At 69.0% G+C, this 12,928-nt stretch carries 12 protein-coding genes; all 12 read left to right on the top strand.

The genetic code is table 11. The annotated features are described in order from the left end of the window. Nucleotides 1–3 precede the first annotated feature (3 nt). The 12 genes from ACYSUO_RS26945 (at nucleotide 4) to ACYSUO_RS26890 (ending at nucleotide 12,646) form a co-directional block, all read left to right on the top strand. Entirely contained in the window at nucleotides 4–1,404 is a 1,401-nt protein-coding gene (locus tag ACYSUO_RS26945) for a UDP-N-acetylmuramoyl-tripeptide--D-alanyl-D-alanine ligase (protein WP_461778832.1), read from the top strand. Then, nucleotides 1,404–2,477 (top strand): phospho-N-acetylmuramoyl-pentapeptide-transferase, encoded by a 1,074-nt coding sequence (gene mraY / locus ACYSUO_RS26940; protein WP_266720569.1) that lies wholly within the window; start codon nucleotides 1,404–1,406, stop codon nucleotides 2,475–2,477. The genes ACYSUO_RS26945 and mraY overlap by 1 nt, the downstream gene beginning before the upstream one ends. Further along, nucleotides 2,459–3,889, top strand: a complete 1,431-nt coding sequence (gene murD, locus ACYSUO_RS26935) for a UDP-N-acetylmuramoyl-L-alanine--D-glutamate ligase (protein ID WP_461778831.1) — start codon at nucleotides 2,459–2,461, stop codon at nucleotides 3,887–3,889. The genes mraY and murD overlap by 19 nt, the downstream gene beginning before the upstream one ends. A 91-nt stretch (nucleotides 3,890–3,980) precedes the next feature. Then, nucleotides 3,981–5,309, top strand: a complete 1,329-nt coding sequence (ftsW, locus tag ACYSUO_RS26930; protein WP_461778830.1) for a putative lipid II flippase FtsW — start codon at nucleotides 3,981–3,983, stop codon at nucleotides 5,307–5,309. A 6-nt stretch (nucleotides 5,310–5,315) separates the two neighbouring features. Beyond that, on the top strand, nucleotides 5,316–6,404 hold the full coding sequence (gene murG / locus ACYSUO_RS26925) for an undecaprenyldiphospho-muramoylpentapeptide beta-N-acetylglucosaminyltransferase (RefSeq protein WP_461778829.1): 1,089 nt from the start codon (nucleotides 5,316–5,318) through the stop codon (nucleotides 6,402–6,404). A 28-nt stretch (nucleotides 6,405–6,432) separates the two neighbouring features. Continuing rightward, nucleotides 6,433–7,236, top strand: coding sequence for a cell division protein FtsQ/DivIB (locus ACYSUO_RS26920; RefSeq protein ID WP_461778828.1), 804 nt, complete (start codon nucleotides 6,433–6,435; stop codon nucleotides 7,234–7,236). Nucleotides 7,237–7,534: 298 nt separating this feature from the next. Next, nucleotides 7,535–8,776: a cell division protein FtsZ gene (ftsZ, locus tag ACYSUO_RS26915; protein WP_461778827.1), complete on the top strand. Its 1,242-nt coding sequence runs from the start codon at nucleotides 7,535–7,537 to the stop codon at nucleotides 8,774–8,776. A 45-nt stretch (nucleotides 8,777–8,821) separates the two neighbouring features. Continuing rightward, nucleotides 8,822–9,562, top strand: a complete 741-nt coding sequence (gene pgeF, locus ACYSUO_RS26910) for a peptidoglycan editing factor PgeF (protein WP_461778826.1) — start codon at nucleotides 8,822–8,824, stop codon at nucleotides 9,560–9,562. A gap of 6 nt (nucleotides 9,563–9,568) precedes the next feature. Beyond that, a complete protein-coding gene (locus tag ACYSUO_RS26905; RefSeq protein ID WP_461778825.1) occupies nucleotides 9,569–10,297 on the top strand; it encodes a YggS family pyridoxal phosphate-dependent enzyme in 729 nt (242 codons plus the stop codon). A gap of 126 nt (nucleotides 10,298–10,423) precedes the next feature. Continuing rightward, complete coding sequence (locus tag ACYSUO_RS26900) at nucleotides 10,424–11,068, top strand: cell division protein SepF (RefSeq protein ID WP_461778824.1); 645 nt, start codon at nucleotides 10,424–10,426, stop codon at nucleotides 11,066–11,068. 74 nt (nucleotides 11,069–11,142) lie between these two features. Then, nucleotides 11,143–11,427 carry a YggT family protein gene (locus ACYSUO_RS26895; protein ID WP_461778823.1) on the top strand — a complete coding sequence of 95 codons (285 nt, stop codon included), beginning with the start codon at nucleotides 11,143–11,145 and terminating at the stop codon, nucleotides 11,425–11,427. Nucleotides 11,428–11,482: 55 nt separating this feature from the next. After that, the gene (locus ACYSUO_RS26890; protein WP_461778822.1) at nucleotides 11,483–12,646 is read left to right on the top strand and encodes a DivIVA domain-containing protein; all 1,164 of its coding nucleotides are present in this window, start codon (nucleotides 11,483–11,485) and stop codon (nucleotides 12,644–12,646) included. The last annotated feature ends 282 nt before the right edge of the window (nucleotides 12,647–12,928 follow it).

Genomic DNA, 12,928 nt, shown 5'->3' with positions numbered 1-12,928 from the left:
GTTGTGATCGCCCTCTCCCTCGCCGAGATCGCCTCAGCCGTCGGCGGGCAGACGTACGACATACCGGACCCGCAGGTCCGGGTCACCGGGCCGGTCGTCATCGACTCGCGCAAGGTCGAGCCGGGAAGCCTGTTCGCCGCCTTCGTGGGCGAGCGGGTCGACGGCCACGACTACGCGCGCGAAGTCGTCGACAAGGGAGCCGTCGCCGTGCTGGCGTCGCGCCCGGTCGGTGCCCCCGCCATCGTCGTCGACGACGTCCAGGCGGCGCTCGGCGCGCTCGCCCGGCACGTGGTCGCCCGCCTCGGCGCCACCCTCGTGGGCCTCACCGGCTCGGCAGGCAAGACCAGCACCAAGGACCTGATCGCCCAGGTGCTGCGCCGCAAGGCCGACACGGTCTTCACGCCCGGCTCGTTCAACAACGAGATCGGCCTGCCGCTGACCGCGCTCACCGCCACCGACGAGACGCAGTTCCTCGTCCTGGAGATGGGCGCCCGCGGCATCGGCCACATCAGGTACCTGACGGGCCTTACGCCCCCGAAGGTCGGAGTCGTCCTGAACGTCGGGACCGCGCACATCGGCGAGTTCGGCGGCCGCGAGCAGATCGCGGTGGCCAAGGGCGAGCTGGTCGAGTCGCTGCCCGAGGACGGGACCGCGATCCTCAACGCGGACGACCCGCTGGTGCGCGCCATGGCCTCGCGGACGAAGGCGAAGGTGCTCTTCTTCGGAGAGGCCGACAGCGCCGACGTACGCGCCGAGAATGTCCGACTCACGGAGACCGGGCAGCCCTCCTTCAGCCTGCACACACCCTCCGGGTGCAGCGACGTGACCTTGCGCCTGTACGGTGAGCACCACGTGTCGAACGCGCTCGCCGCGGCCGCCGTCGCCCATGACCTTGGCATGTCCGTGGAGGAGATCGCCCTCGCGCTCTCCGAGGCGGGCAACCTGTCCCGCTGGCGGATGGAGGTCACCGAGCGCTCGGACGGCGTCACGATCGTCAACGACGCCTACAACGCGAACCCCGAGTCCATGCGAGCGGCGCTGCGCGCGCTGGTGGCCATGGGCAAGGGACGCAGGACGTGGGCGGTGCTCGGGCAGATGGCCGAGCTCGGCGACGAGTCGCTGACCGAGCACGACGCCGTCGGACGGCTCGCCGTCCGGCTCAACGTCAGCAAGCTCGTTGCAGTCGGGGGCAGGGAAGCGTCCTGGATGCAACTGGGCGCCTATAACGAGGGTTCGTGGGGTGAGGAGTCGGTGCACGTGTCCGACGCACAGGCGGCGATCGACCTGCTGCGCAGCGAGCTGCGCCCGGGAGACGTCGTGCTCGTGAAGGCATCCAGGTCGGTGGGCCTGGAGAGCGTGGCACAGGCGCTGCTCGCGGACGTGCAGGGTGGGGTTGATGCCTGATGATGAAGCAGATCCTGTTCGCGGGTGTCATCGGTCTCTTCCTGACGCTCGCCGGAACGCCGCTGCTGATCAAGCTCCTTGCGCGCAAGGGCTACGGCCAGTTCATCCGTGACGACGGCCCGCGCGAGCACCACAGCAAGCGCGGCACGCCGACCATGGGTGGTATCGCCTTCATCCTGGCGACCCTCATCGCGTACTTCCTCAGCAAGCTGATCACCGGCGCCGCGCCGACCCTGTCGGGTCTGCTCGTGCTCGGCCTGATGGCGGGCATGGGGCTCGTCGGCTTCCTCGACGACTACATCAAGATCGTCAAGCGGCGCTCGCTCGGCCTCAGAGCCAAGGCCAAGATGGCCGGACAGCTGATCGTCGGTATCGCCTTCGCGGTGATCTCACTCCAGTTCGCGGATGTGCGCGGCAATACGCCCGCATCCACCAAGCTCTCCTTCGTGGAGGACTTCGGCTGGTCGATCGGCCCGGTCCTGTTCGTGGTCTGGGCGCTGTTCATGATCCTCGCGATGTCGAACGGCGTGAACCTGACGGACGGCCTCGACGGCCTCGCCACCGGCGCCTCCGTGATGGTCTTCGGCGCCTACACCTTCATCGGTGTCTGGCAGTTCCAGGAGTCCTGCGCCAACGCGCAGACCCTCACCAACCCAGGTGCGTGTTTCGAGGTCAGAGACCCACTCGACCTGGCGGTGGTCGCATCGGCCTTGATGGGCGCCTGCTTCGGCTTCCTGTGGTGGAACACCTCGCCCGCCAAGATCTTCATGGGTGACACGGGCTCGCTGGCCCTCGGCGGCGCCCTCGCGGGCCTCGCCATCTGCTCCCGCACGGAGCTCCTGATCGCGCTCCTGGGCGGCCTGTTCGTCCTGATCACCATGTCCGTCGTGATCCAGGTCGGCTCCTTCAAGATGACCGGCAAGCGGGTCTTCAAGATGGCGCCACTCCAGCACCACTTCGAACTCAAGGGGTGGTCCGAAGTCCTTGTGGTGGTCCGGTTCTGGATCATCCAGGGCATGTGCGTGATCGTCGGACTCGGCCTCTTCTACGCAGGATGGGCAGCCAAGAAGTGACCTCCTGGCAGGGCATGAACATCACCGTCGCCGGTCTCGGCGTGAGCGGCATCAGCGCCGCCCGCGCCCTGGCCGGCTTCGGCGCGTCGGTGACCGTCGTGGACGGCGGCGACAGCGAGGCGCACCGCGAAAAGGCGGCCCTTCTTAAAGAAGAGGGGATTTCCGTCCAGCTCGGTGACTCGACCACGCTGCCCGACGGCACCGAACTCGTCGTGACCTCGCCCGGCTGGAAGCCCTCCTCGCCGCTGTTCGCCGAGGCCGCGGCCGCCGGCGTCGACGTCGTCGGCGACGTCGAGATCGCCTGGCGCCTTCGCGGCCCGAACGCCGCGCCCTGGCTCGCGATCACCGGCACCAACGGCAAGACCACGACGACGCAGATGCTCGCGTCGATCCTGGACGCGGCGGGCCTGCGCACCGCGGCCGTCGGCAACATCGGTACGCCGATCATCGACGTCGTCCTCGAAGGCGACGACGCCTACGACGTGTTCGCCGTCGAGCTCTCCTCGTACCAGCTGCACTGGGCGCCCTCGCTGCGCGCCCACTCCGGCGCCGTCCTGAACCTCGCGCCCGACCACCTCGACTGGCACGGCTCCATGGAGGCGTACGCCGCCGACAAGGGCCGCATCTACGAGGGCAACCAGGTCGCCTGCGTCTACAACGTGGCGGACAAGGCGACCGAGGACCTGGTCGTCGAGGCCGACGTCGAGGAGGGCTGCCGCGCCATCGGCTTCACCCTCGGCACCCCGGGCCCCTCCGAACTCGGCGTCGTGGACGGCATCCTGGTCGACCGCGCCTTCGTCGAGAACAGGCAGAAGAACGCCCAGGAGCTGGCCGAGGTCGCGGACGTCAACCCGCCGGCCCCGCACAACATCGCCAACGCGCTCGCCGCGGCGGCCCTGGCCCGCGCCTTCGGCGTCGAGCCCCAGGCCGTACGCGAGGGGCTGCGGAACTTCCGCCCCGACGCCCACCGCATCGAGCACGTCGCCGATGTGGACGGTGTCGCGTACGTGGACGACTCCAAGGCGACCAACACCCATGCCACCCAGGCGTCGTTGGCCTCCTATGAGTCCATCGTGTGGATCGCGGGCGGGCTCGCCAAGGGCGCGACCTTCGACGAGCTGGTGACGGGCGCGGCGAAGCGGCTGCGCGGCGTCGTCCTGATCGGCGCGGACCGGGCCCTGATCCGGGAAGCCCTGCAGCGACACGCCCCGGAGGTACCGGTCGTCGACCTCGACCGGACCGACACTGGGGCGATGTCGGCGGCGGTCCAGGAGGCCGCGCGGCTCGCCCGCACGGGGGACACCGTGCTGATGGCCCCGGCCTGCGCGTCGATGGACATGTTCACCAACTACAACAAGCGTGGCGAGGCGTTCGCGGAAGCGGTCCGCGAACTGGGCGCCACCAGCGTCTGACGGGGCTCGAGAGGGCGCCCGGTGACGCCGGGCACCCTTCGGGAGGGGAACGTGGCAGCGCAGACGTACGGCTCATCGGTGGGGGACGGTCATGGCCGGTAGCAGTCCTCCCCGCACGACCGGGCGCCCCGCCGCACCGCCGCGGAGGACCAGCAAGGTCTACCGGGCCCGGGTCAACCCGATGCAGCGCCTGTACGCCCAGGCCAAGCGCGCCTGGGACCGGCCGCTCACGGCGTACTACCTGATCATCGGGGCCGCGCTGCTGCTCACGGTCCTCGGCCTGGTCATGGTCTACTCGGCCTCGATGATCACGGCCCTGCAGATGGGCCTGTCCAGCTCGTATTTCTTCCGCAAGCAGTTCGTCGCGGCCGTCATCGGCGGCCTCCTGCTGCTGATCGCGATGCGGATGCCCGTGAAACTGCACCGGGCGCTCGCCTATCCGATCCTCGCCGTCAGCGTCTTCCTCATGGTCCTCGTGCAGGTGCCGGGGATAGGGGTGTCGATCAACGGCAACCAGAACTGGATCTCGCTCGGCGGCCCCTTCATGCTGCAGCCCAGTGAGTTCGGGAAGCTGGCGCTGATCCTGTGGGGCGCCGATCTGCTGGCGCGCAAACACGACAAGCGGCTGCTGACCCAGTGGAAGCACATGCTGGTGCCGCTCGTTCCGGTGGCGTTCATGCTGCTCGGGCTGATCATGCTCGGCGGCGACATGGGCACCGCGATCCTGCTGACCGCGATCCTTTTCGGCCTGTTGTGGACGGCCGGAGCACCTACGCGGCTCTTCGTGGGCGTGCTCTCGGTGGCCGCCGTGATCGGCCTGCTCCTCATCAAGACCAGCCCGAACCGCATGGCACGCCTCGCCTGCCTGGGCAGCGCCGATGCGGGGCCCGGCGACATGTGCTGGCAGGGGCTGCACGGGATCTACGCCCTGGCCTCCGGCGGACTCTTCGGTTCCGGCCTCGGGGCGAGTGTGGAAAAATGGGGACAACTTCCCGAAGCGCACACCGACTTCATCTTTGCCATCACCGGTGAGGAACTGGGCCTGGCGGGGACGCTGTCGGTGCTCGCCCTGTTCGCGGCTCTAGGCTATGCGGGTATCCGCGTGGCCGGACGCACGGAGGACCCCTTCGTTCGCTATGCCGCGGGAGGCGTGACGACGTGGATCACGGCACAGGCCGTGGTCAACATCGGTGCGGTGCTCGGCCTGCTGCCGATTGCCGGAGTCCCGCTCCCGCTGTTCTCGTACGGTGGGTCCGCGCTGCTTCCGACGATGTTCGCCGTGGGGCTGCTGATCGCGTTCGCGCGGGACGAGCCGGCGGCGCGGGCCGCCCTCGCCATGCGGCGGAGCCCGGGAGTCCGGGGGATGAGATGGAACACGATGCGACGGCGCGCCTCGGCGCGTCCGTCCAGAGAGCGGTGAATTTCGGTGCATGTCGTACTCGCCGGTGGGGGGACCGCCGGCCACATCGAGCCGGCGCTCGCCCTCGCGGACGCCCTGCGCAGGCAGGACCCGACCGTGGGCATCACGGCCCTGGGCACGGAACGCGGCCTTGAGACCCGTCTCGTACCGGAGCGCGGCTACGACCTGGCGCTGATCCCCGCCGTACCGCTGCCGCGCAAGCCCACGCCCGAACTGATCACGGTTCCCGGCCGGCTGCGCGGCACCATCAAGGCGGCCGAGCAGGTCATGGAGCGCACCAAGGCGGACGCGGTCGTCGGCTTCGGTGGATACGTGGCGCTGCCCGGCTATCTCGCGGCCAAGCGGCTCGGCGTGCCGATCGTGGTGCACGAGGCCAATGCGCGGCCCGGTCTGGCCAACAAGATCGGTTCGCGGTACGCGGCGCAGGTCGCGGTCTCCTCGCCCGACAGCAAGCTGCGCAATTCGCGCTACATCGGCATCCCGCTGCGCCGCACCATCGCCCTCCTCGACCGGGCGCAGAAGCGTCCCGAGGCGCGCGCCGCGTTCGGCCTCGACCCGAACCTGCCGACGCTGCTCGTCTCCGGCGGCTCCCAGGGCGCCCGCCACCTGAACGAGGTCGTCACGCGCGTCGCGCCGTTCCTCCAGCAGTCCGGCATCCAGGTGCTGCACGTGGTCGGCCCCAAGAACGAACTGCCGCAGGTCCAGCAGATGCCGGGGATGCCCCCCTACATCCCGGTACCGTACGTGGACCGGATGGACCTCGCGTACGCCGCGGCCGACATGATGCTCTGCCGCGCGGGCGCGATGACCGTCGCCGAGCTCTCCGCCGTCGGACTCCCGGCCGCCTACGTCCCGCTGCCCATCGGCAACGGCGAACAGCGGCTCAACGCCCAGCCGGTGGTCAAGGCCGGTGGCGGCCTGCTGGTCGACGACGCGGAGCTGACCCCCGAGTGGGTCCAGGCCAATGTCCTGCCCGTGCTCGCCGACCCGCACCGGCTGTACGAGATGTCCCGCGCGGCCGCCGAGTTCGGCCGCAGGGACGCCGACGACCTGCTCGTCGGGATGGTGTACGAGGCGATCAACTCGCGTCGTTAGCGAGTGGACGAATGTAAGGCAGGGGACAGTGGCCGGACCCACCACGACCGATCGCGAACGAGAGTCGTCCGAGGCGTCCGAGCCGCCCCCCGCCGCGCGATGGGTGCGCATGCCGAGCGTGCGCACCCTTGTCGTGGCCGGAGTGCTGCTCGTGCTGATCGGCGCGGGCGGCACCTGGCTGCTGTACGGCTCGCCGTGGCTGCGCGTGGAGCGCGTCAAGCCCTCCGGCACCCGGGTCCTGACGCCGTCTCAGGTCCGGGACGCGGCCGCCGTGCCGGTCGGCGCCCCGCTGATCTCCGTCGACACGGATGCCATTGAGGACCGATTGCGCCGGAAATTGCCCCGAATCGACTCCGTTGATGTGGTCCGTTCATGGCCGCACGGAATCGGGCTGAAAGTGACGGAGCGCAAGCCGGTCCTGATTGTCGAAGACGGCGGAAATTCAGACAAGTTCGTCGAAGTCGACCGTGAAGGCGTTCGTTTCGCGACGGTCGACAAGCCCCTGAAGCACGTTCCCCGCCTGGAATTGACGCCGGATCAGGGGCGCGCCGAAGCAAGTCTGCGGCGCTTCGGACCCGACCGGCTCGTACGGGAAGCGGTGCGCGTCGCCGGGCAGCTTCCGAAGTCGGTCGCCCGTGACACGCGGACCGTCAAGGTCCGTTCGTACGACGCCATCTCGCTGGAGCTGACCGGAGGGCGGACCGTCGACTGGGGGAGTGCCGAGCAGGGTGACACGAAGGCACGCACTCTCATCGCTCTCATGAAAGCCGAGCCGAAGGGCAGGCACTTGGACGTGAGTGTTCCCACGGCCCCTGCCGCGTCCGGGAGTTGACGCACATCGATGCAGGCCAGCACCCTGGTTGGGCATCGACATGGCTGATCACATAGGGTGAAAAGAAAAACGGGAGGTTCGGCGTGTTCGTTGAACGGGCGCCACTTGTCGACTTAGTGTCAGGTTCGGAAGAGTCCAGGAAACAGACACACTGGTAACCCTAAACTTCAGCGTTAGGGTTCGGGTCGGCAGTCGACTAGTAGTCAACTAGTAGTCCGGACCGCCCCAATTCGGCATCAGTCGTCGCACCGTAGAACGCGAGGCGGCGACACGTAACTCGAGGCGAGAGGCCTTCGACGTGGCAGCACCGCAGAACTACCTCGCAGTCATCAAAGTCATCGGTGTCGGCGGCGGTGGTGTCAATGCCATCAACCGGATGATCGAGGTCGGTCTCAAGGGCGTCGAGTTCATCGCCATCAACACCGATGCGCAAGCCCTGTTGATGAGCGACGCGGACGTCAAGCTCGACGTCGGCCGTGAACTCACCCGCGGACTCGGCGCCGGAGCCAATCCGGGCGTCGGACGCAAGGCGGCCGAGGACCACCGCGAGGAGATCGAGGAGGTCCTCAAGGGGGCCGACATGGTCTTCGTCACCGCCGGTGAAGGTGGCGGCACCGGCACCGGCGGCGCACCCGTCGTGGCCAACATCGCGCGCTCGCTGGGCGCCCTCACGATCGGTGTGGTCACACGGCCGTTCACCTTCGAGGGCCGGCGCCGGGCGAACCAGGCGGAGGACGGCATCGCCGAGCTCCGCGAAGAGGTCGACACCCTCATCGTCATTCCGAACGACCGGCTCCTGTCCATCTCGGACCGGCAGGTCTCCGTCCTCGACGCCTTCAAGTCGGCGGACCAGGTCCTGCTCTCCGGTGTCCAGGGCATCACCGACCTCATCACCACCCCGGGGCTCATCAACCTCGACTTCGCGGACGTGAAGTCCGTGATGTCCGAGGCGGGTTCGGCCCTGATGGGCATCGGCTCCGCCCGCGGCGACGATCGCGCGGTGGCGGCGGCCGAGATGGCGATCTCCTCGCCACTCCTCGAGGCGTCCATCGACGGCGCCCGCGGCGTGCTGCTCTCCATCTCCGGCGGCTCGGACCTCGGTCTCTTCGAGATCAACGAGGCCGCGCAGCTGGTCAGCGAGGCGGCCCACCCCGAGGCGAACATCATCTTCGGCGCCGTCATCGACGACGCGCTCGGCGACGAGGTGCGGGTCACCGTCATCGCCGCCGGCTTCGACGGCGGCCAGCCGCCGAACAAGCGGGACAACGTGGTCGGTTCGTCGACCGCCAAGCGCGAGGAGCCGGCGACGCCGGCGCGGCCTTCGACGCCGGCCCCCGAGCCCGCGCGTCCGGCCTTCGGCAACCTCGGCAGCGTCACCCAGCGCGAGGAGTCCCAGCCGCAGACGCCGACCCCGCCTGCCGAGGCGCCCGCCCCGGTCAACGAGGCCCCGGCGGCCCCGGCCACCGCCCCGCAGGTTCCGCGGCCGTCCTACCCGGACAGCCAGGCCGAGGAGCTCGACGTGCCGGACTTCCTCAAGTGATCACGTGTTTCTGAACGTGATCGTGGAGCAGGTCGGATCACCGCAGTGACAGGACAACATCACACAGTGTCTTCCGAGAGTGGCGCGCACTTCGCCTTCACCGACCGGTGGGGCGGGGTGAGCGCCGCTCCGTACGAGGAGCTGAATCTCGGCGGCGCGGTCGGCGACGACTCCGAAGCCGTGCTGCGCAACCGGGAGCTGGCCGCGCAGGCGCTCGGTCTCGAGGCCTCCCGAGTCGTGTGGATGAACCAGGTGCACGGCCCCGACGTGGCGGTGGTGGACGGGCCCTGGCCCACCGAAGCCGACATTCCGTGCGTCGACGCCCTCGTCACCACGCGGCGCGGACTCGCGCTCGCCGTGCTGACGGCGGACTGCACCCCCGTTCTTCTCGCCGACCCGGTCGCCGGGGTCGTCGCCGCCGCACACGCGGGACGCCCCGGCATGGTCGCCGGAGTGGTCCCGGCCGCGGTCCGGGCGATGGTGGAGCGGGGCGCCGAGCCGGCCCGGATCATCGCCCGTACGGGGCCCGCGGTCTGCGGGCGCTGCTACGAGGTGCCGGCCGAGATGCGGGCCGAGGTCGCGGCGGTGGAACCGGCGGCGTACGCCGAGACCAGCTGGGGCACTCCGGCCGTCGATGTGACCGCGGGTGTGCATGCGCAGCTGGAGAGGCTCGGGGTGCGTGACCGGGAGCAGTCGCCGGTGTGCACACTTGAGTCGCACGATCACTTCTCGTACCGCCGCGACAAGGCCACCGGCCGACTCGCCGGCTATGTCTGGCTGGACTGAGACGACATGACGAACCTTCAGGAACGTACGGCAGAGCTCGCCGCGAACCTGGCCACGGTGGAGGAACGTATCACCACGGCCTGCGCGGCGGCCGGGCGCAAGCGGGACGACGTGACCCTCATCGTGGTCACCAAGACGTACCCCGCGAGCGATGTGCGGATCCTGTCCGGGCTCGGGGTGCGGCACGTGGCGGAGAACCGGGACCAGGACGCGGCGCCCAAGGCCGCGGAATGCTCGGATCTGCCGCTTACTTGGCACTTTGTCGGTCAGCTTCAGACCAACAAGGTCCGTTCCGTGGCGAGTTACGCCGGTCTGGTGCAGTCCGTGGACCGGGGCAAGCTCGTCACGGCGCTGTCCAAGGAAGCCGTGCGGGCCGAGCGCGAACTGGGGTGTCTGATCCAGGTCGCGCTCGACGCCGACGCGGACGGCCGGGGGGAGCGCGGGGGCATCGGCCCCGGCGGAGTGGAGGAGTTGGCCGCGCGCGTGGCCGAGGCTCCGGGGCTGCGGCTCGACGGACTGATGACCGTCGCACCGCTCACCGGGGACTACGCGGGGCGGCAACAGGCGGCGTTCGAGCGGCTCATGGATTTGTCGACTGCCGTGCGCGCGGCCCATCCGGCTGCGAACATGGTCTCGGCAGGGATGAGTTCGGACCTCGAGCAGGCTGTGGCGGCCGGAGCGACACATGTGCGCGTCGGTACCGCGGTCCTCGGTGTCCGACCCCGGCTCGGGTAACGTCGCGAAGAAGTCGGACCACAGCAGAAAATATGGTCATTCTCGCTGATGGGCGGGGAGGCCACGTGGATCGCGGGCACTTTGGTTGACGTCAGCCGATCCACCACAGAGCGGAGGACTCAGAGAATGGCCGGCGCGATGCGCAAGATGGCGGTCTACCTCGGCCTCGTGGAGGACGATGGGTACGACGGCCGGGGGTTCGACCCCGATGACGACTTCGAGCCCGAACTCGACCCGGAGCCCGAGCGTGACCGTCGACGGCACGAGCCGTCGCATCAGTCACACAATTCCCACGCCGTGACGGATGTGGACGAATCGGTCAGAGTAGTGCAGCCCCCGGCTCCGCGTGAGCCGGTGCGCCAACCTGCTTCGCTTGCCGCTGAATCCGGACGTCCGGCACGAATCGCCCCCGTGGCATCCATCACACCTGAACGTCAGAGCCTGGAGAAGAACGCACCGGTGATCATGCCCAAGGTCGTGTCCGAGCGGGAGCCCTACCGCATCACCACATTGCACCCCCGGACCTACAACGAGGCCCGTACCATCGGGGAACACTTCCGTGAGGGCACTCCGGTGATCATGAATCTGACGGAGATGGACGACACCGATGCGAAGCGACTTGTCGACTTTGCCGCCGGTCTTGTGTTCGGTCTTCACGGGAGCATCGAGCGAGTGACACAGAAGGTGTTCCTGTTGTCGCCTGCTAACGTCGATGTCACGGCGGAGGACAAGGCCCGTATCGCAGAGGGCGGGTTCTTCAACCAGAGCTGAGACGCAGCAAAGTACGACGGCTAGCTACCAACTAGTCACAAGGCACGAGTAACAGGGGAGAGGGAACCGCCGACATGGGCGTGGTTTTTGATGTGGTCTACATCGCGCTGATGTGTTTCCTCATCGTGCTGATCTTCCGGCTGGTCATGGACTACGTCTTCCAGTTCGCCCGCTCGTGGCAACCCGGCAAGGCGATGGTGGTCGTTCTGGAGGCCACCTACACTGTCACTGATCCACCGCTCAAGCTTCTGCGGCGGTTCATTCCGCCGCTGCGTCTCGGGGGCGTGGCGCTCGACCTGTCCTTCTTCGTACTCATGATCATCGTCTACATCCTGATTACCCTCGTGGGCTCGGTGTGAGCGCGATGTCAACTACGGTCTTGCCGAATGCCGACGACAACGTTGAGGTGAAGAGATGCCGTTGACCCCCGAGGACGTGCGGAACAAGCAGTTCACGACCGTCCGCCTCCGAGAAGGCTATGACGAGGACGAGGTCGATGCCTTCCTCGATGAGGTCGAAGCCGAACTGACCCGTCTCCTACGTGAGAACGAGGACCTGCGCGCGAAACTTGCCGCAGCCACCCGCGCCGCTGCGCAGAACCAGCAGCAGGGCGGCATGCGCAAGGGCCCCGGCGGTCCTGGTGGGCCTGGCGGTCCCGGTGGACCCGACGGTCCGCAGGACCAGCAGCAGGGTCCTCCGCAGGGCATGCGAGGCCCGGGCGCTCCGGTGCCCGCCGGTATATCGGGCCCGCCGCAGCAGCAGATGGGCGGCCCCATGGGCGGCCCGCCCCAGCTGCCGAGCGGTGCCCCGCAGCTGCCGGCCGGTCCTGGCGGACACGGTCCGCAGGGTGGCCCGCAGGGTCCCGGCCCGATGGGCCAGGGGCCGATGGGCCAGCAGCCGCAGCTGGGCGGCCCGATGGGCGGTCCCATGGGCGGCCACGGTGGCCCGCAGCTGCCGCAGCCCGGTCAGGGCCCCGGTGGCGACAGCGCCGCCCGTGTCCTCTCGCTGGCCCAGCAGACCGCCGACCAGGCGATCGCCGAGGCCCGCTCCGAGGCGAACAAGATCGTCGGCGAGGCGCGCAGCCGTGCCGAGGGTCTTGAGCGTGACGCCCGTGCCAAGGCCGATGCCCTGGAGCGGGACGCGCAGGAGAAGCACCGCGTGGCGATGGGCTCCCTGGAGTCCGCCCGAGCCACGCTGGAGCGCAAGGTCGAGGACCTGCGCGGCTTCGAGCGCGAGTACCGCACGCGTCTGAAGTCGTACCTGGAGTCGCAGCTGCGCCAGCTGGAGACCCAGGCCGACGACTCGCTGGCCCCGCCGCGTACGCCGGCGACCGCGAGCCTGCCGCCGTCCCCGGCGCCTTCCATGGCTCCGGCCGGTGCGGGTGCGCCGTCCTACGGTGGCAACCAGTCGATGGGTGGCAACCAGCAGAGCGGCGGTCCGTCGTACGGCGGCGGCCAGCAGCAGATGTCGCCCGCGATGACGCAGCCGATGGCTCCGGTGCGGCCGCAGGGTCCGTCGCCGATGGGGCAGGCGCCCTCGCCGATGCGTGGGTTCCTCATCGACGAGGACGACAACTGAGCGGCGCGTTTGCTTGTAGCGCCAGGTAGTAGCTAGGCGTCGGCATTCATTCAGGCCTTGGCCCGGATCGTTTCTGCGATCCGGGCCAAGGTCTTTTTGCTGGTCGGTGGGGGTGGGCGTTCTGGTGTACGTAGGGGGTACGAAACGCCGAAGGGCCGTCTCGACAGAAACGTTTCTGGCGGGGCGGCCCTTGGGATGTTGATCGTTGCGGTCGGCCGTCCTCCGGCCGCGGGGCTCTGCCCCGGACCCCGCGCCTCAATCGCCGGCGGGGCTGGAAAGATC

This window comes from Streptomyces sp. UC4497 (assembly GCF_054871485.1).
This window is presented reverse-complemented; position numbering and strand designations above follow the sequence as displayed.